The organism is Actinosynnema mirum DSM 43827 (genome assembly GCF_000023245.1).
GTDB lineage: Bacteria > Actinomycetota > Actinomycetes > Mycobacteriales > Pseudonocardiaceae > Actinosynnema > Actinosynnema mirum.
This window is the reverse complement of sequence record NC_013093.1, coordinates 5,555,456-5,573,233: the sequence shown is the minus strand read 5'-3', so window position 1 is coordinate 5,573,233 and position 17,778 is coordinate 5,555,456. Positions and strand designations below refer to the sequence as shown.

19 protein-coding genes and 1 pseudogene are annotated in these 17,778 nt (G+C 74.4%); 9 read left to right on the top strand and 11 right to left on the bottom strand.

Translation table 11 applies throughout. The features are described 5' to 3' along the window. The first annotated feature begins 19 nt into the window (after positions 1–19). Complete coding sequence (locus AMIR_RS23300; protein ID WP_015803402.1) at positions 20–1,636, top strand: succinic semialdehyde dehydrogenase; 1,617 nt, start codon at positions 20–22, stop codon at positions 1,634–1,636. Between the two features lie 112 nt (positions 1,637–1,748). Here the strand turns inward: AMIR_RS23300 and AMIR_RS23295 are convergent, their stop codons facing one another. Next, on the bottom strand, positions 1,749–3,329 hold the full coding sequence (locus AMIR_RS23295) for an AMP-binding protein (protein ID WP_015803401.1): 1,581 nt from the start codon (positions 3,327–3,329) through the stop codon (positions 1,749–1,751). A gap of 221 nt (positions 3,330–3,550) precedes the next feature. Here AMIR_RS23295 and AMIR_RS23290 point away from each other — a divergent pair, with 221 nt between their 5' ends. Then, positions 3,551–4,708, top strand: coding sequence for a TetR/AcrR family transcriptional regulator (locus AMIR_RS23290; RefSeq protein ID WP_015803400.1), 1,158 nt, complete (start codon positions 3,551–3,553; stop codon positions 4,706–4,708). Between the two features lie 46 nt (positions 4,709–4,754). Here the strand turns inward: AMIR_RS23290 and AMIR_RS23285 are convergent, their stop codons facing one another. From AMIR_RS23285 to AMIR_RS36110, 3 genes and pseudogenes are all read right to left on the bottom strand, one after another. Then, entirely contained in the window at positions 4,755–6,536 is a 1,782-nt protein-coding gene (locus AMIR_RS23285) for a cellulose binding domain-containing protein (RefSeq protein WP_015803399.1), read from the bottom strand. Between the two features lie 437 nt (positions 6,537–6,973). After that, positions 6,974–7,291, bottom strand: a pseudogene (locus tag AMIR_RS43290) (alcohol dehydrogenase catalytic domain-containing protein); the annotation flags it as partial. A 242-nt stretch (positions 7,292–7,533) separates the two neighbouring features. Then, on the bottom strand, positions 7,534–7,764 hold the full coding sequence (locus AMIR_RS36110; protein WP_049796946.1) for a hypothetical protein: 231 nt from the start codon (positions 7,762–7,764) through the stop codon (positions 7,534–7,536). Positions 7,765–7,785: 21 nt separating this feature from the next. On the opposite strand from AMIR_RS36110, the gene AMIR_RS36105 reads away from it, so the two are divergent. After that, entirely contained in the window at positions 7,786–8,196 is a 411-nt protein-coding gene (locus tag AMIR_RS36105; RefSeq protein WP_049796945.1) for a hypothetical protein, read from the top strand. A 158-nt stretch (positions 8,197–8,354) separates the two neighbouring features. Continuing rightward, positions 8,355–10,127 (top strand): protein kinase domain-containing protein, encoded by a 1,773-nt coding sequence (locus AMIR_RS38370; protein ID WP_015803398.1) that lies wholly within the window; start codon positions 8,355–8,357, stop codon positions 10,125–10,127. A 1-nt stretch (position 10,128) separates the two neighbouring features. Here AMIR_RS38370 and AMIR_RS23270 read toward each other — a convergent pair whose 3' ends face one another. Further along, entirely contained in the window at positions 10,129–10,776 is a 648-nt protein-coding gene (locus AMIR_RS23270) for a hypothetical protein (protein WP_015803397.1), read from the bottom strand. A 17-nt stretch (positions 10,777–10,793) separates the two neighbouring features. Here AMIR_RS23270 and AMIR_RS40540 point away from each other — a divergent pair, with 17 nt between their 5' ends. Together AMIR_RS40540 and AMIR_RS23265 are read left to right on the top strand one after the other, a co-directional pair. Further along, positions 10,794–10,943, top strand: coding sequence for a hypothetical protein (locus AMIR_RS40540; RefSeq protein ID WP_015803396.1), 150 nt, complete (start codon positions 10,794–10,796; stop codon positions 10,941–10,943). Positions 10,944–11,018: 75 nt separating this feature from the next. Continuing rightward, entirely contained in the window at positions 11,019–11,372 is a 354-nt protein-coding gene (locus AMIR_RS23265) for a hypothetical protein (protein ID WP_015803395.1), read from the top strand. Here AMIR_RS23265 and AMIR_RS40535 read toward each other — a convergent pair whose 3' ends face one another. The 6 genes from AMIR_RS40535 to AMIR_RS23240 all read right to left on the bottom strand — a co-directional run bounded on the left by AMIR_RS40535 (position 11,373) and on the right by AMIR_RS23240 (position 16,248). Beyond that, entirely contained in the window at positions 11,373–11,534 is a 162-nt protein-coding gene (locus AMIR_RS40535; RefSeq protein WP_015803394.1) for a hypothetical protein, read from the bottom strand. A gap of 19 nt (positions 11,535–11,553) precedes the next feature. Further along, on the bottom strand, positions 11,554–12,558 hold the full coding sequence (locus AMIR_RS23260) for an SGNH/GDSL hydrolase family protein (RefSeq protein WP_015803393.1): 1,005 nt from the start codon (positions 12,556–12,558) through the stop codon (positions 11,554–11,556). 1 nt (position 12,559) lies between these two features. Then, on the bottom strand, positions 12,560–13,555 hold the full coding sequence (locus tag AMIR_RS23255; RefSeq protein WP_015803392.1) for an SGNH/GDSL hydrolase family protein: 996 nt from the start codon (positions 13,553–13,555) through the stop codon (positions 12,560–12,562). A gap of 174 nt (positions 13,556–13,729) precedes the next feature. Next, complete coding sequence (locus AMIR_RS23250) at positions 13,730–14,374, bottom strand: M15 family metallopeptidase (RefSeq protein WP_015803391.1); 645 nt, start codon at positions 14,372–14,374, stop codon at positions 13,730–13,732. 120 nt (positions 14,375–14,494) lie between these two features. Beyond that, positions 14,495–15,337: an LLM class flavin-dependent oxidoreductase gene (locus AMIR_RS23245; RefSeq protein WP_041838222.1), complete on the bottom strand. Its 843-nt coding sequence runs from the start codon at positions 15,335–15,337 to the stop codon at positions 14,495–14,497. A 17-nt stretch (positions 15,338–15,354) separates the two neighbouring features. Then, positions 15,355–16,248: an alpha/beta hydrolase family protein gene (locus AMIR_RS23240; RefSeq protein ID WP_015803389.1), complete on the bottom strand. Its 894-nt coding sequence runs from the start codon at positions 16,246–16,248 to the stop codon at positions 15,355–15,357. Positions 16,249–16,373: 125 nt separating this feature from the next. Here AMIR_RS23240 and AMIR_RS23235 point away from each other — a divergent pair, with 125 nt between their 5' ends. The 3 genes from AMIR_RS23235 to AMIR_RS23225 are packed head-to-tail and all read left to right on the top strand — an operon-like array spanning position 16,374 to position 17,766. Further along, complete coding sequence (locus tag AMIR_RS23235) at positions 16,374–16,949, top strand: ATP-binding cassette domain-containing protein (protein ID WP_015803388.1); 576 nt, start codon at positions 16,374–16,376, stop codon at positions 16,947–16,949. Next, positions 16,946–17,386, top strand: coding sequence for an ABC transporter permease (locus tag AMIR_RS23230; RefSeq protein WP_015803387.1), 441 nt, complete (start codon positions 16,946–16,948; stop codon positions 17,384–17,386). Before AMIR_RS23235 ends, AMIR_RS23230 begins: the two co-directional genes overlap by 4 nt. Then, positions 17,383–17,766: a hypothetical protein gene (locus AMIR_RS23225; RefSeq protein WP_015803386.1), complete on the top strand. Its 384-nt coding sequence runs from the start codon at positions 17,383–17,385 to the stop codon at positions 17,764–17,766. The genes AMIR_RS23230 and AMIR_RS23225 overlap by 4 nt, the downstream gene beginning before the upstream one ends. Positions 17,767–17,778: the final 12 nt, after the last annotated feature.

Sequence of the window (17,778 nt, the reverse complement as noted above, 5' to 3'; positions counted from 1 at the left end):
CACCCCAGGAGGAGTCCGCATGAGCACGGAGCAGAGCCGGGTCTCGGAGCACGCGGCGACGGGCGAGCGCCCCGCCTGGGTCACCGACGAGGTGGTCGCCCGGTGGTGCGAGCGGGTGCGCAGGGACGTGACCCGGCGGGGCGGCGGCGCGCCCGACCCGGTCGTCGCCACCGCGCCCTACGACCTGGCGCCGGTGGCCACCGTCCCGGCCTGCGCGCCCGAGGACGTCGCGTCCGCCGTCGTCACCGCCCGCGACGCCCAGCGCGCGTGGGGCAAGTCCTCGTTCGCGCTGCGCGCCGAGGTCGTCCTGGCCTTCCACGACCTGCTGCTGGCGCGCCAGGACCAGGTGCTCGACCTGATCCAGTGGGAGACCGGCAAGGCCCGCTACCACGCCTGGCAGGAGGTCGCCCAGGTCGCCACGATCGCCCGCCACTACGCGCGCCGCGCCAGGCACTACCTCGCGCCCAAGCGGGTGCGCGGCATGGTGCCCGTGCTGACCAAGGTCAGGGAGGTGCGCGTGCCCAAGGGCGTCGTCGGGGTCATCTCGCCGTGGAACTACCCGCTGTACCTGGGCGTCGGCGACGTGCTCCCGGCGCTGATGGCGGGCAACGCGGTGGTCTCCAAGGCCGACTCGCAGACCGCGCTCACCCTGCTGTGGACGCGCCTGCTGATGGCCGAGGCGGGCCTTCCCGAGGACCTGTGGCAGATCGTCACCGGCTCCGGCTCGGTGGTGGGGTCCGCGCTGGTCGACAACGTCGACTTCATCTGCTTCACCGGCTCCACCGCGACCGGCCGCGCGGTCGCCGAGCGGGCCGCGCGCAGGCTCATCGGCGCGTCGCTGGAGCTGGGCGGCAAGAACCCGCTCGTGGTGCGCGAGGACGCCGACGTGGAGGCCGCCGTGGCGGGCACCATTCCGGCCGCCTTCGCCAACAGCGGGCAGATGTGCATCCACGTCGAGCGCGTCTACGTGCACGAGAAGGTCTACGGCGCCTACCGCGACGCCCTCGTGCGCGCGACGAGCGCGCTCCGCCTCGGCCAGGGCTACGACTACGCCTCGGACCTCGGCTCGCTCGTCTCACCCGCCCAGCTCGCGTCCGTCGAGGCGCACGTGGGCGACGCGGTGGCCAAGGGCGCGACCGTGCTGGCGGGCGGGAAGGCGCGGCCGGACGTCGGGCCGCTGTGCTACGAGCCGACCGTGCTGGAGGGCGTCACCCGCGACATGGCCGTGCACGGCGAGGAGACGTTCGGGCCGGTGCTCTCGCTCTACCCGTTCCGCACCGACGACGAGGCCGTCGCGCTCGCCAACCAGGGGACCTACGGGCTGTCCGCGTCGATCTGGTCGCGCGACAGCCGCACGGCCGAGCGGATGGCGCTGCGCATCCGGTCCGGGTCGGTGAACGTCAACGACGGCGCGATGGCGGCGGCGGGCAGCATCGAGGCGGGCATGGGCGGCATGGGGGAGAGCGGACTCGGCAGGCGGCACGGCGCCGAGGGCATCCGCAAGTACACCGAGAGCCAGACCATCGCCGAGCAGCGGCTCATGCCGCTCGGGCCGTCGCCGAAGGCGCCCGTGGCCGACTTCATCCGCAGCACCAACCGGCAGCTGGCGCTGCTGAAGCGGTTCCGGGTGCGCTGACCGTCCTCTTCGGACATCGGGTTAGGCGGACATCGGGGAAGGCGGACGTCGGAGAAGGCGGACGTCGGGGAAGGCGGGCCGGGAAATCCCGGTCCGCCTTCCCCGTCCGCGCTCAGCCCTCGGTCGACCGCCGCGCGTCCAGCGCGCGCAGCTCGCCCTTGACCACCTTGCCGCCCGCGTTGCGCGGCAGCGCCGGGAGCACCACCAGGTCCTTGGGCATCTTGAACGAGGCCAGCCGCCCGTCCAGGAACCCGGTCAGCTCCGGCAGCGACAGCGCCCCCGCGCCCGGCGCGACGGACGCGAACGCCACCGGCACCTGGCCCCACCGCTCGTCCGGCCGCCCGACCACGGCGACCTCCAGCACCGACGGGTGCTCCGAGACCGCGTTCTCCACCTCGGCGCAGTAGATGTTCTCGCCGCCGCTGATGATCATGTCCTTCTTGCGGTCCACCACCCAGACGAAGCCCTCGTCGTCCTGCCTGACCAGGTCGCCGGAGTGGAACCAGCCGCCCGCGAACGCCTCCTCGGTCTCCTGCGGCTTGCGCCAGTACCCGCGCGTCACGGTCGGCCCCCGGTAGACGATCTCGCCCACCTCGCCCGGCGCCACGTCCGCCATGAGCTCGTCGACCACCCGGTACTGGATGGTCGGGATCGGCTTGCCGACGGAGCCGAGCTTGCGCAGCGAGTCCTCCCCGCGCAGCACGCACGTGATCGGCGAGGTCTCGGTCTGGCCGAACACCGCCACGTTCAGCGCGTCCGGGAACTTCTCCGCCATGGCGCGCAGCGTCGCGTCGCTCGCGGGCGCCGCGCCCCAGCTGATGATCCGCAGCTTCAGGTCGCGCTTCTCCACGCCGGGCTGCGCGCACAGCAGGTCCCACTGCTGCGGCACGTTGAACACCACCGTCGCGCCCTCGCGCTCGTACGCGTCGAGCACCGCCTCCGGGTCGAACGCGCCCAGCGGGTGGATCACCACCGTGCCGCCGACCAGGATGTTCGCCACGATCGAGCCGAGCCCGGCGATGTGGAAGAACGGCGCGGTCAGGAAGCCGACGTCGGAGTCGTCGAAGATCTCCATCGCCCGCACGCAGGTGATCGCCTGCACCTGCATGTTCAGGTGCGACAGCAGCACGCCCTTGGGGCGGCCGGTGGTGCCGGAGGTGTACATGATCAGCGCGGTCGCGTCCTCGGGCACGTCCGGCGGGTCGAGCGGCTCGTGCGAGGTGAGGAAGTCCTCGTACGCCACGAAGTTCTCCGGCGCGTCCTCGGGCAGCGCGCCGAGGACGACGACCGTGCCGACCCGCGAGGTGGCCGGGATGGCGCGCAGCAGGGGTAACAGGCGCTCGTCCACCACGACGGCGGACGGGGTGCAGTCGGCCAGGATGTAGTCCAGCTCGGGCGGGGCCAGCCGGAAGCTCAGCGGGACGGCCATGGCGCCCAGGCTGTTCGCGCCGAACACGGTCTCCACGAACCACGGGTGGTTCAGGGTCAGCGTGGCCACCCGGTCGCCCGCCGCGACACCGCGCCCGGCGAGCGCGGCGGCCAGGCGCAGCGAGCGGTCCGACAGCTGCGACCAGGTCGTGGTCTGCCCCAGGTGGCGCAGCGCGGGCTTGTCCGGGCGGGTGGCCGCGTGGGTGGCGGTGTGCGCCATCCAGTGGTGGCGGAAGGACCAGGGGGGAACCGCGGGGGTCGGCATTGACCACTCCTCGTTGACCGGGGCGGCGAGCGGTTGCCGCGTCATTATGCCGACCCGCGTGGCTGGTTGAGAAGGGCTAAGTTAACCGGAATTCACGTCTTGAATGGTGCGGTCGGGTGCGGCGGCCGATCCGCGCGGGGGCGTTGCCCTTGACTTGCTCCGCTTCGTGGTTGACTGGCGCACATGGCCCTGTTCCCGCGCGTGCGCGCACGGGTGCCGCGGTGACCGCCGAGTCGACCGCGGCCGTCCGACCGCGCAACCGCAAGCAGCTGATCGTCGAGGCCGCGGGCCGGGCGTTCACCGGGCGCGGGTACCACGCGGCGTCGATGGAGGAGATCGCCGCCAGCGTCGGCATCACCGCCGCCGCGCTGTACCGGCACTTCCCGAACAAGTACGCCCTGTTCGCCGAGTGCGCGTACGTGATGGTGGACCGGCTGGTCGCGGCCCTGGACGAGGTCCGGCCGGGCGCGCCGCTGTCCGACCTGCTGGCGGCCGGGACGCGGGTGACCGTGGCGCACCGGGCGTCCGGCGGGCTGTACCGGTGGGAGGCGCGGTACCTGGGCCGGGAGGACCGGCAGGCGCTCAGGACGAAGTTCGGGCACGTGGTCGAGCGGGTCACCGGCGCGGTGCGGCGCGAGCACCCGCTGCCGCAGGAGCAGCTGCGGGCCGCCGCGGCGCTCGGCGCGATCGGGTCGATCACCATGCACCGCACGTCGATCGCGCCCCGCCGGGCCGAGGAGTTGTTGCAGGCGGCGGCTTCCCGCGTCGTGGCGACCGATCCGACGGTGGGCGGCGGGCGCCGGGTGCAGCTGCCGACGCAGCCCGAGCCGAGGACCCGGCGCGCGGAGATCCTCGCCGCCGCCGTGCCGCTGTTCGAGCGCGACGGGTTCGCGAACGTCACCAACGGCCGCATCGCCGAGGCGGTCGGCGTGGTGCCGTCGGCGATCTACCGCTACTTCCCCGGCAAGGCGGACATCCTCGCCGCGGCGTGCTTGCAGGACGCGGAGCTGTTCGCGCAGGCCGTGGCGCAGAACCTGCGCGGCGTCGCGGAACCGCGCGAGGCGGTGGCGGCGCTGGCGGCGACGTACGTGGGGTACAACTTCGAGCGGACCGCGCTGACCAGCGTCGCGAGCGCCGAGATCGTCGGCCTGCCGGTGGAGCTGCGGCGACCGCTGGTGGTGGCGCAGCGGGAGCACATCGCGCTGTGGGAGCAGCAGCTGCGGGCGGTGCGGCCGGAGCTGGACTCGCGGCAGGCGAGGGTGCTGGTGCACGCCGGGTTCGGCGTGGTGGTGGAGGCCGGGCGGCGGCTGCGGTGGCGGGACGCGCCGGAGAACCGCGACGTGGTGGCGGCGCTGCTGGTGGGGGCGCTGGGGTTGTGAGCCGGGCCGCGCCCCTCTGTGCGGAGGGCGCGGCACGACCTCGGTGCTACCCGCGCGCGCAGCTCGGGATCGGCGACGTCGCCGACCCGGTGGCGGTGAAGCCGAACGCGGTGGACGCGCCCGCCGCCAGCGCTCCGTTGTACGACTCGTTCGCCACGCTCGCGCTCGACCCGCTGGTGGTCAGCACCCCGTTCCACACCTGGGTGATCGCCTGGCCCGAGCCCAGCGCCCAGGCCACCGACCACCCCGCGGTGCCCGCGCCGCCCGCCGTCACGGTCACCTCGCCCTGGAAGCCGCCCGACCAGGAGTTCGTGGTGCGGTAGGCCGCCGTGCAACCGCTTCCACCCGGCGGCGGGGTGGTGGTCGTCGTGGGCGGGGTGGTCGTGGTCGGCGGGGTGGTCGTGGTGGTGCGGCTGGTCGTCGTGGTGGTCGGCGGGGTGCCCGCCCCGCCGTTCGCCGCGTGGTCCAGGTACTCCTCGATGTTGCGGTAGCCGTCGCCGTCCGCGTCGCCGTTGTGGTCCGCGGCGTTCGGGTTCAGGCCGTTCGCGCTCTCCCAGGCGTTCGGCATCCCGTCGCGGTCGGTGTCCCAGCCGCTCGGGGTGCCCACCTGCGCGGCGTTCCACAGGGCGTTCCACTCGGACTGGTCGTACTCGTTGACGATCCCGCCGCTGGTCGTGCGGGTCTCGGCGACGATCCGGGTGTCGACGGCGTCGCGCGCCCACCAGAACGCGCCCGAGTTCGAGAGCACCTTCGGCAGCGCGGTGTACGCGGGCTCGGTGGTCATGTTCGGGACGGGGAAGCGGCTGGAGCGCAGCGTGGACGCGGAGAACGCGCTCGTGGGGGCGTCCTTGCCGTTGGTGGTGTTCGAGTCGCCGTCGTAGTCGACCTTGTTGCCGGACTGGTGGATCGTGGTGCCCGCCGCGCCCGTGTAGACCTCGGGATCGCCGGAGTTGTGCCGCAGGTAGGTGTTGCCGACGAAGTTGGCGTTCACCGGCTGGTTCGCGCCGCTGTAGCCCTTGCCCTCGAAGATGACGTTGTTGCTCCACTCGACGTGGTTCGTCGCGTTCGTCTCGTTGCCCAGCCTGGGGAGGCGGCTGGTGTTGTGGGCGTAGAGGTTGTGGTGGTAGCCGATCGCCGAGCCCGCCACGTCGCTGCCGATCAGCGAGCCGTACGAGTGGCCCGCGTAGTTCAGGCCCTCCGCGACGATCGAGTGCTGCACGGTCACCTGGCCCGCGCCGTCGCTGGCGCTGATGCCCTCGTCGTCGGCCCAGCTGACCGAGACGTGGTCGACGACCACGTTGTCCCCGGTGATCCACAGGCCGTCGTTGGTGGCGCTGCCGGGGTTGGCCTGGTCCTTGCCGGGGCGGAACTTCAGGTGCCGCAGGACGACGTTCTTCCCGGTGACCTTGGTGGCCTGGCCCATGATCGTGACACCGGGCTTGGGCGCGGTCTGCCCCGCGATGGTCAGGTTGCTCGCGCCGATCCCGAGCCAGCCCTGGCGTCCGGCGGGGGAGAGCTTGATGGTGCCCGCGACGTCGAACACGATGGTGCGGCCCGCGCTGGGCGCGGTGCTGATGCCGTGCCGCAGCGAACCGGGCTGCGGGCCTGCGGCGTTGTCGGTGAGGTTGGTGACGTGGTAGACGTCCCCGCCCCGCCCGCCGCTCGCGTACATCGCGGGCCCGGACGCGCCGGGGAACGCGGGCACCGCGGCGGCGCCCGCGGGCGGGCTGGTGGCGACCAGCCCGGCGAGGGCGAGCACCCCGGCGAGCCCGAACGCCAGTGCCGCGCGGGCGGGCGCCCACGCCGAGGTCGACCTTGTTGGTGCCACGCTGGACCTCCGGAGGTCTGGGGCGCCACCGCGTCGGTGCGGGGCGCCGGTCGTGGACACAGACCGGGGTCGCGGCGGGGGATAACAGCGGGGCGGGCGGGTTCACCTGGTTGGCGCAGCGCCCCCTCGGTCCGGAGCGCCTCCACCACCATCCCCGCGTACCGCAACCCCCGCGCCGCGATCCCCGCCGACTCCGCCTCGTCCGCCCCCAGCGACCGGACGAAGTCGTGCTTGCCCGCGCTCGCCGTGCCGATCACGTGCGCTCCCCACGACTTCGCGAGCTGCACCGCCACGTGCCCCCCTCCGGCCGCCGCGTGCACCAGCGCCCGCTGCCCCGCCCGCAGCCCCGCCGTGTCCACCAGCGCCTGGTGCGCGGTCAGCGCCACCAGCGGCAGCGCTGCGGCCTGCACGTGGTCGACGCCCGCGGGCTTGCGCGCGAACGCCCGCGCCGGCCCCACCACGAACTCCGCGTGCGCCCCGGCCCCGCGCGGGTGGGGCAGCATCCCGAACACCTCGTCGCCGGGCTCGAACAGCGTCACCCCGACCGCCTCCACCACCCCGGACACGTCCCACCAGGGCACCAGGGGCAGCCGGTCGACCGTCACGGGCGCCGCCCGGTTCTTCCAGTCGGTCGGGTTCACCCCGGCCGCCCGCACCGCCACCAGCACCTCGCCGATCCCCGGCGCCGGTCGGGGCAGCTCCACCACCCGCAGCACCTCGATCCCGCCGCGCTCGTCCTGGCTGATCGCCCGCATCGTCCCGCTGCCCGTCACGCGGTCCAGCCTGGCCCGCCCCACCGCCGTGGCACCGTGGCGGGATCGCCATTTAACGACGGGGTCGTGCCAATGCCCCAACCGCACCGCGTCGCCGTGCTCGCCGCACCGGGCGTCTACCCGTTCGAGCTGGGCATCCCGCACCGGGTGCTCGGCGCCGCCGACGGTCGCTACGAGGTCCTGACCTGCACCACCGACCGCGCCCCGGTGCGCACCGAGGCCGACTACTCGATCACCGCCGACCACGGCCCGGAGCTGCTGGCCCGCGCGGAGACCGTCGTCGTGCCCTCCTTCGCGATCACCTGCCCCGACGAGCCCGCCGCCGTCGCCGAGACGCTCGCGCGCACCACCCCCGGCACCCGCTTCGTGCCGATCTGCACCGGCGCGTTCGTCCTCGCCGCCGCGGCCTGCTGGACGGCCGCCGCGCCACCACGCACTGGGCCGTCGCCGACCACTTCCGCGCCTGGTGCCCGCGCGTGCTGCCCGACCCCGACGTGCTCTTCGTCGGCGACGGCGACGTCCTCACCTCGGCGGGCCCCACGTCCGGCCTGGACGCGTGCCTGCACCTGGTGCGCGCCGACCACGGCGCGGCGCCGGCCAACCGGGTCGCGCGCGCCTGCGCCGTGCCGCCGTGGCGCGAGGGCGGCCAGGCGCGGTACGCCGAGCGCCCGGTGCCCGCCGCCGCCGGGACCGGGATGGCCGAGGCCGGGCACCGGGCCCTGGAGCACCTCGACCGCCCGCTCACCACCGCCGATCTGGCCGGGCGGGCGCGCATGGGCCCCCACACGTTCCGGGGTTCGTCGGGTCGGGGCGCGTCGGGTCGGGGCGCGCCGGGGCGGGACGCGGAACCGTTGCCGCGCAACGACAGCGCCGGGGCCGCGCCGTGACCGTGATCGCCGTCACGCCCGAAAACCCTGTGCTGTCAACGTTCTACGGCGAGTGACGACCGGTCGCGGGAGCCCGGATCGGGAGTGGCCGGGTGCCCGCGCGCCCGTCCGCTGCCCAGTACGCTGCCTGGGACGCAGCGCCCGCAGAGAGGTTCCCCGTGCAGCCGCTTCAAGCTTCCGACCCGGTGGAGATCGGCCGCTACCGCCTGACCGGGCGGCTCGGCTCCGGCGGGATGGGCAGCGTCTACCTGGGGCGCTCGCCCGGTGGCAGGCTGGCCGCCGTCAAGGTGATCAACCTGGGGTTCCAGGAGGACCCGCACGCGCTGGAGCGGTTCCGCCGCGAGGTCGAGACGCTCCGGACCGTGCGCAGCGCCTACACCGCCGCGCTCATCGACTCCGAGACCACGACCCCGCCCTGCTGGTTCGCCACCGAGTACGTGCCCGGCCCCACGCTCGCCAGCGCCATCAAGGACGAGGGCGGCCTGCCGCCCGACCTGTGCCGCGCGCTGCTCGCCGCGCTCGCCGAGGGGCTGGCCGACATCCACGCGCACGGCGTGTGGCACCGCGACGTCAAGCCGCAGAACGTGATCCTGTCCGCGACCGGCCCGCAGCTGATCGACTTCGGGATCGCCCGCGGGACCGAGCAGACCGCGCTCACCCAGCAGGGCCTGGCCACCGGCAGCCCCGGCTACATCGCGCCCGAGGTGCTGACCGACGACGCGGTGGGCCCGGCCGCCGACGTGTTCGCGCTCGGCGCGACCATCGCCCGCGCCGCCACCGGCAGGCCGCCCTTCGGCGACGGCAACGCGTTCGGGATCACCTACCGGACCGTGCAGGCCGACATCGACCTCGACGGCGTCGAGCCGGGGCTCGCCGAGCTGATCACCGCGTGCACCAACCGCGACCCGGCGCGGCGGCCCGACCCGCACGCGATCATCGAGCGCTGCCAGCCCGCGCCGCCGCTCGTGGAGCACCCGGCGTACCGGCGGGCGCTCGCCCGCAGCGCGGCGGCTCGGGACGAGCGCACCGACGTGCTGGTCGGACCGCCGCCGCCGCCGCCCGTCCCGCCCGCGCACACCCCGTCCCGGCCGCTCCCGGCGCAGTTCCCGCAGCAGGGATCGCAGCAGGGACCGCAGCAGGGAGCGCACCAGGGCCCGCACCAGGGCCCGCACCAGGGCCCGTCGTCCGGCCCCCAGCAGCTGCCCCGGTCCGGCCCGCAGCCCACCCTCGCCGGCTACCCGCCCACCGGCTACCAGCAGCCGCCGACCGCCTACCAGCACCGCACCGACCGGCCGCACCAGGTCCACCACCCCGTGCGCACCGGTCCGCAGCAGGTCAAGCGGCGTCCCGGCGCGCTCGCGGCCGTCGCGGCCGTCGCCGTGCTCGCCCTCGCGGGCGGCGCGGTCTACCTGGTGGACAAGGACAAGGCGACCGGTCAGGCGGGCACGCCTGCCTCCGCCACCTCGCAGTCCGGCGACGCGGGCCAGCCGCCCGCCTCCGAGTCCGACGTCCCCGATGGCAACCGCTGCACCACCGCCCAGCTCACCATGGGCTTCGAGCAGGTCGAGCGCGGCGGGCGCGTGGCCAGCTACCGGCTGGTGTTCACCAACACCTCCAACCAGGAGTGCGTGCTCAACGGCTTCCCCGGCGTGTCCCTGCGCGACGGCGACAACGCGATCATCGGTGACGCGGCCGGTCGCGCGGGCGGCGCCAAGGAGCCGGTCACCCTGGTCCCCGGCACGGCCGTGCAGGCCGACGTGATCGCCAGCGTGCGCGAACCGGGGGAGGACGACGAGGGCTGCTGGGAGGAACCCGTCTCCCTCGTCGTCTTCCCGCCCGCCTCCAAGTCCACGATGACGGTGAGGACCAGGGAACCGGTCGTCTGCGGCGACCGCTTCACCGTCGGCGCGGTCTACCCGGTGCAGACCTGAGTCACGGCTTGCGCGGGGCCGCGTCGGCGGGGATGTCCACGGCGATCTCCGCGCCGAGCCGCGCGCCCGCGAGCAGCTCCAGCTCGTCCCCGCTCCAGAACCGGCCGGGGTCGTACCAGTTGGCGCGGCGGCCGGTCGGCAGCAGCCCCATGGCCTCGTAGGTCACCGCCACGACCTCGGCGCAGTAAGCGGTTTCCAGGGTCATCTCGGCGGACCGGCGCACCCGCGGCAACCGCCCGCGCAGCCACCGCCCGGCCAGGCGCGCGGTCGACGGGAACGGCGTCCCGTCCAGCCGGGCCACGGTCCTGAGCGCGGCGTCGTCCACGTCCAGCGAGTGGTCGAGCTGCCGCAACCAGGCCCGCTGCCCGTACTTGCGCGCCCACACCACGACGGCGTCGTGCAGGTCGTGCAGCTGCACCCCGCGCTGGTGGGTCCCGGTCCACACGTCGGGCAGCGAGCGGCCCAGCTCGGCGTGCCACATCAGCGGCGGCAGGTCGTCGAGGACGACGGACATGCCGACGTGGTTGACGGGGCTGTTGGTGGTCATCTGGATCGCCCGGTCGGCCGGTGAGCTGCCCCGGAACAGCCAGACGTCGCCGGTCCGGGTGAGGTCCACGGCCTCGGCGAGGGAGATTCGCGTTTCGCCCATCCGGGTAGCCTAGGCACATGCGGTTCTGGAGGCTGGTTGGACTTGCCGGTGTCGCGGGGGTCGCGGCGACCGGGGTGGTGGTGGCGCGGGCCGAGCGCAAGCGGCGGGCCTACACGCCGGAGGAGATCCGGGAGCGGTTGCACGCGAAGGTCGCCGAGCAGCGCTGAGGTGGGGTTCCGCGGGTAGGCGCTGACCTGGGGCGGGCCGCTGTGGTCGGGGTGCGGCGAACTAGCGTCCCGCGCATGGGGAGAAGGGCCGTTCTGGGGGTCTGCGCGCTCTTGGCGCTGGTGGGCCGCCCGACCTCCGAGAAGGGGGTTGCCGCGCCCGCTGAGCCCGTCGGGGTGGAGCGGTTGCAGCGCGACTGGTGGGCGTGGGCGGCGGGTGTCCCGGAGGCGGCGAACCCGGAGGACCGCTGGCTGCTGGCGCGGTCGTTCGGCGAGACGGTGACGAGGACGTGCGCGGTGCCCGAGGGCGTGCCGCTGGCGGGTCCCGCGGTGAACCTGGTGACGCGGGACGAGGCGGACTGCGCCGAGTCGGCTCCGGTGCGCTTCACCGGTGTCGCCGGGAACCCGGTGATCGGGCTGTCCTCGGAGTGATCAGCTCCGCACGGGCATCCCGTCCCCCACCACGACCGCCGCCCGCAGCAACGTCCCCGGCACGGGCACCGACTCCGTCGTGGTGTGCGCCAGCGACTCCCAGTCCGCCACCGGGGCGCGCGAGGCACCCGACGTGGTCGCGCGCCCGCGGCGGACGATCACCGCAGAAAGCGGGCCCCCGTCACCAAGACCCCGAGATCAACGGCGTCAACCGGTCCGCCACCTTCCGGTGCCCGGCGTCGTTCGGGTGCACGTTGTCCACCGTGTCCGTCGACTCCACGATCCACCCCGTCGTGTCCACGAACCGCACCCGCGCGTCCCCCACCGCCGCCACCGCCGCCTGGGTCTCCGCGACGTACCGGTTGCGGAACACCCGCAGGGCCAGCACCAGCGCGTTCGGGTACTTCTCCCGCACCCGCCGCAGCAGCGTCGTGTACCCCGCCTGGAACTGCGCGCCCGTCACGCCGTGGCCCACGTCGTTCGTGCCCAGGTTCACCACCACCGCGTCCGCCCGGTACCTCGTGAAGTCCCACAGGGGCGCGGTCGCCGCGAGGCCCGTGCGCAGCCAGCGGTCGCTCATGCCGATGCAGCCGTCCGCCGCCGGGTACAGGCAGGCGCCGCCCACCGCGATCTGGGTGTGCGCCGCGCCCAACCGCTCGCCGGTCAGCCAGGCGTAGCCGGTCAGGGCCTGCTTCGACGACAGCTGCCCCACGGTGATCGAGTCGCCGATGAACTCCACCGTGCGCGCGGGCGCCGTCGGCGCGTAGGTGCGCGCCCCCGAGTCCAGCGCCACGCCCCGGAACACCGCGTCGCCCTTGTACGAGCCCGCGATCGGCCGGTACGACACGCGCACCGTGTGGTTGCCCGCCTTCAGCGGCGTCGGGGTCAGGTCGACGGTGCCGCTCACGTTCGCGTGCAGCACGTCCGGGCCGCCGTCGACGCTCGCGTAGAGGTCGATCGCGTTGCGCTGCTTGAGCTTCACCGTGGTCCCGGTGAAGCCGATCAGCACGTACGCGCCCGCCCACTCCGACACGTACGCCGTCTGGTCCGCCGTGTTCCAGCGGCCGAAGTACTTCACGTTCGAGTCGGTCGGGGAGCCGTCGCCGGTCGCCGCGGCGGCGACGGGCGTGGCGAGGCCGGTGGCCAGCAGGGCGGCCAGGGCCGCGGTGATCAGTCGTGCGCCCATGTCAGATCCTCGCCGCGATGATCGGGGCGAGCCGGTCGGCGATCTTCGCCTGGCCCGCGTCGTTGGGGTGCCCGTCGCCGTCCACGTAGTCGGTGCCGGTGGTCAGCCAGCCGCTGGTGTCGACGAAGAACGCGCGCGCGTCGCCGACCGCCGCCACCGCGGCCTTGGTCTGCGCGGCGTAGCGCTTCTTCAACGTCTGGAACGCGAAGATCGCCGCGTTCGGGTACTTCGCCCGGACGTCCCTCAAGAACTGGGCGTACGCCGACTGGAATGCGCTTTCCGACACGCCGTGGCCGATGTCGTTGGTGCCCAGGTTCACCACGACCGCCGCCGCCTGGTACCGGCCGAAGTCCCAGCCCGCCGTGCCCGTGCTGTCGGTGCGGAAGAACTGCGCCGCCTGCCCCACGCACCCAGACCGCGCCACCAGGCAGTAGCCCGCACGGGCGATCACGGTGCGCGGCAGGCCGAGCTTCTCGCCCACCAGCCAGCCGTACGAGGACAGCGCCAGCTTCGAGTCCAGGTAGCCCGCGGTGATCGAGTCGCCGACGAACTCCAGCACCTTGGCCGACGGCGTGAACGCCACCGTCCGCGCCCCGTTGTCCAGCGCCAGCCCGCCGAACACCGCGTCCCCGGACCGGAACGCCACGCGCAGCGTGTGGTTGCCCGCCGCCAGCGGCGTCGGGGTCAGGTCGACGGTGCCGCGCACGCCCGCGTGGAACACGTCGGGCTTGCCGTCGACGCTGGTGTAGACGTTGACGGCGTTCCGCAGCTTGAGCTTCACGGTGGTGCCGGTGAACCCGGTCTGGAGGTAGGCGCCCGCCCAGTGCGGCACGCGCGGGTCGCCGGTGGCGTCCCAGCGGCCGACGTAGGAGATGTTCGGGTCGGACACCGGGATGTCCACCGCCGCCGAGGCGGTCGGGGCGAGCAGGGCGCCGGCGAGCGCGGCGGACAGCAGGACCGCCGCAGACCTGGCCGCACCCCATGACGTCGCTGTCATGCGTGTGCCTTTCGCGAGAACGCGGTGTGCGGCGGTTCCACCGGCATCCGTTGGGACCTCAGACCATGCAAGCCCGAGGCGCCCGCCGTCAACCACCCGTCTCGATCGGCTCCCGCCCCGACCCCGGCCCCGACCCCGTCCGAGAACCGCTCCGCGTGCCGCGCGCGGGAACCCTCACGGCAGCTCGAAGTGCTGGTAGTCGAGCGGCGTCTGCCACCGGCCGCCCCACGTCCAGCCCCGGCTCTCGAACGCCGTCACCACCACGTCCCCGGCGACGATCAGCCCCGGCGCCCGCACCGTGCGGTCCACGTACGGCGCGCCGCTCGGCGGGTGCACCGCGCCGCTGGCGGACACGTACGGGTTCTGCACCGGGTTGAGGTCGATCGCCCGCCCGTACGAGTGGTTCGACCACGCCGTCCCGCCGGTGATCGGGCGGCAGTTGAACGCCGAGGTGTTGTTCGCCGCCATGGACGCGTCGTCGTCCGCGCCGTGCTTCTCCACCGTCTCCACGCGCTCCACCGGGAAGCGCGCCTCGTACAGCTCCCGGAACACCTCGACGACGTCGCCCGCCACCGCCTCGGCGACCACCAGCTCACCCCGGTGCGCGGCCCCGTCGAAGCCGATGAAGTCCAGCGACACCAGGCGGAGCGCCTCGGGCCCGACCGGGCACCCCGCGCGCCAGCTCGCCCCCAGCCGTTCGGCGGTCACCTCGCTGACCCGCGCGGTGAACTCGGGAAGGTCGGGGCCGCAGGGTGGAACCGGTGCGGCCAGCGCGGTGGCGGCGGCGCGCGCGGCCGTGAGCGTCGTCAGAATCCCCATGATCACCACGATGGCCGACGCCCGCCGCGCCCAGCACCCCGAAGACCGGGAAGCCGAACCGCCGCAGCGGTTCCCCCGCGCCGCGCCCCGAACTCGGGAAGCCGAACCAGGGAAGCCGCACTAGGCGAACGGCGCGACCAGCTCGTCCGCGACCCACCGCGCCACCCGCTCCGGGTAGGGGCTCGGCAGCCCCAGCACCACGTGCGAGAACCCGAGCTCCAGCGCCCGCCCGATCTCCTCCCGCGTCCGCTCCGGGTGCTCGTACGAGGCGTGGAGCACCGTGGACCTGGTGATCGACCGGGGATCGCGGCCCAGCTCCGCGCAGTACCGGTCCAGCCGGGCCGACCGACGCGCGGCGGCCTCCAGGTCGTGCCCCGGCGCGTTCCAGACGTCCGCGTGCTCGGCGGCCACCCGCAGCGTCGCGGACGCCACCCCGCCGACCAGGATCGGGGGGTGCGGGCGCTGCACCGGCTTGGGGTTGCCGAACGCCCCGGTGAGCCGCACGTGCTCGCCGTGGAAGTCGAACGGCTCGTCCTCGGTCCACAGCCGCCGGATCACCTGGCACGCCTCGGCGAGCGCGGCCACCGCCTGCTCGGCGTCGTGGTACGGGAAGCCGTGCGCGTCGTACTCCACCCGCGCCACCGGGTGGCTCGGCCGCGACCCCGCGCCGATGCCCAGGTCCAGCCGCCCGCCGGAGACCACGTCGACCGTGGTGGCGATCTTCGCGAGCAGCGCGGGCGGGCGGAACCTGTTGCTGGTCACCATGACGCCCAGCCGCAGCCGCGTGGTCAGCGCGGCGAGCGCGGACAGCAGCGTCCACCCCTCGTGGGCCGGGCCGGTGACCGGGCCGCCGATGGGCATGAGGTGGTCGAACAGCCAGGCGTGCTCGATCGCCGCGATCCCGTCGGCCTCCCGCCACACCCGCAGCACGTCCGCGTAGTCGACCTGCTGCGGCGGGGTCATGATCCCGAAGCTGGGCCTCACCTTCCCGTCACCCGCCCGATCCCGGCGTCCAGCGCGGCGGTCTCGGCGGTCCACGCCGCGTCGTCGCCGTCCAGCGCGGCTCGCAGGTAGGCGGTGGTGAGCCGGGCGATCGCGGCGACCCGCTCGGGGTTCTCGTCGGTGGTCGCGGCGGCCTCGCGTCCCTGGATGCCGCCGAGGGTGTGCTCGCCGCCGACGAGGGTCAGCAGGTGCGTCGCGCCGGGGGCGTGGTGGAAGGCGTCGGTGAACCAGTCCGGGCCCCTGGTGGTGAGCAGCGACTGGTCGGCGTCCCCGGCCACGACGAGCGCGGGCGTGGTCAGCTGCGCGAAGCCGGGGTTCATGAACGGGAAGTTCTCGGCCGCGAACGGGCTCAGCCCGTCCCCGCCGAGGCCCGCGGCGGCGAGCAGCACGCCCGCGCGGACGCGGGGGTCGGACAGGTCCTCGCCGGGCGCGCCGGAGGCGTCCAGGACTCGGGCGCCCAGCAGCGTCCCGGCGGTCTGCGCGCCGAAGGAGTGGCCGGCGACGGCGACCTTGGCGCGGTCGATCCGGCCCGCGAGGCCGGGGACGGCGGACTCGACGGCGTCGAGCGAGTCGAGCACGCGGATGAGGTCGGTGACGCGGTGGCGCCAGATCAGCGGGGTGCGGGGGTCCTCGGGCGGCAGGGCCAGGGTGCGCGAGTCCAGGTGGGTGGGCTGCACGACGACGAAGCCGTGCGAGGCCCAGTGGTCGACCAGCGGGTCGTAGGAGGTCAGGGACTCGCCGAAGCCGTGGGAGAGCAGGAGGAGCGGCAGGCCGGCGCCGGTGGTGGGCGCGGTGACGCGCACGCGCAGGTCGTCGCCCCGGTCGGGGGCGGGGAGCACGACGGGCTTGACGGAGACGATCGGGGTGGGCACGGGAGGACTCCAGCGGGGTTAAGCGGAACGTTGCTCCGGTAAAGATACGGAACACGGTTCCGCTTGGCAAACCGGGGCTCCCACCAGCGAAAACGCCCCGTGATTACCTTTGTCATAGCCAGCCGGTGACGCAAGATCACTACCGTGCGCGACCCCGCCCCGGCAGCCTTCGCGGCACGGCGACGGAACAGGCGGTCCTCACCGCCGAGGGGCTGCGGCACCGCTACGGGGACCTGGTCGCGCTCGACCGCAAGCGCGTCGCCGCGCTCTCCGGCGGCCAGAGGCAGCGCGTCCAGCTCGCCATGGCGCTGGTCGCCGACCCCGCGCTGCTCGTGCTCGACGAGCCCACCACCGGCCCGGACACCCAGGCCCGCAGGGACTTCTGGCACCTGGTGGAGCAGCGCCGCGCACGCGGCGTCGGCGTGCTGGTCACCACGCACGTCATCGAGGAGGCCGCCGCCGTCGCCAACCGCGTCGTCGTGCTCGACCGGGGCGCGGTCCTGGTCGACGCCACCCCGACCGAGCTGGTGTCCCGGCTGCCCGACCGCACCATCACCGCCACCACCACCCTGGACGTGACCGTGCTGCGCGCCCTGCTCGACCTCGACCCCGCGCTCGCCAGGCTGCGGGTTCGGGACGCCGGACTGGAGGAGGCCGTGCTCGCGCTGACGGCGGCCCGTGACGAGGGGGAGGCGGCGTGAACCCGTTGCAGCTCAGGGTGTTCGGCGTCGAACTGCGGGACGAGCTGCGCGGCGCCGCGGTGCTCGTGCTGCTGGGGACCGCCGCCGCGCTCCTGGGCACCCTGCACGCCTCCCCGCTCGCCCTGCCGCGCCTGGCCGCCGTGCCGCTGCTCGGCACGATCCCGTTCACGCTGCTCAGCGTCTCGGTCGGCTTCCAGCTGCGCGCCAACGCCGCCCTGTTCCCGCTCGCCGTGCTGTCCGGGCTGTGGACGCCGATCGAGCTGCTCCCCGACGCCGTCGGGCAGCTCGCCCGCTTCCTGCCCACCTACCACCTCGCGCGGCTCGGCCTCGCCCAGCTGGGCGCGGGCACCTCGGGCATCCACCTGCTCGCGCTGCTGCTGACGGGGACCGTCGCGGCGGGCGTCGCGGCCCTGTCCTACCGTCACGCCCGGACATGAGCCGCGACACCGCCGAACCCCCGCCCAGGACCGCCGCCGAGCTGCTGCGCACCTGGGAGTGGGCGCACCTCGGGTACCCGCTCTTCGTGCTCGCCCAGCCCTGGTTCACGCCGCGCCCCGCGCCCTGGGAGTGGCCGCTCGCGTTCGCGGTGTGCGCGATCACCCCCGTGCTGTGGGGGAAGGCGTTGCACGCCAACGGTTCCCCGCGCCGCACCTGGTCCGCGATCGTGCCGATGGCGGTGGTCGGCACGCTGGTCACCCCGGTCAACGCGGGCGCGAGCGTGCTGTTCGTCTGCGCGGCGGCGGCGGGCTGTCCGGGCTGCGCGAGCGGATCGCCGCGCTCGGCGGCGAGGTGCGGCGCGACGGCGCGACCGGGATGACGCTGACGATCA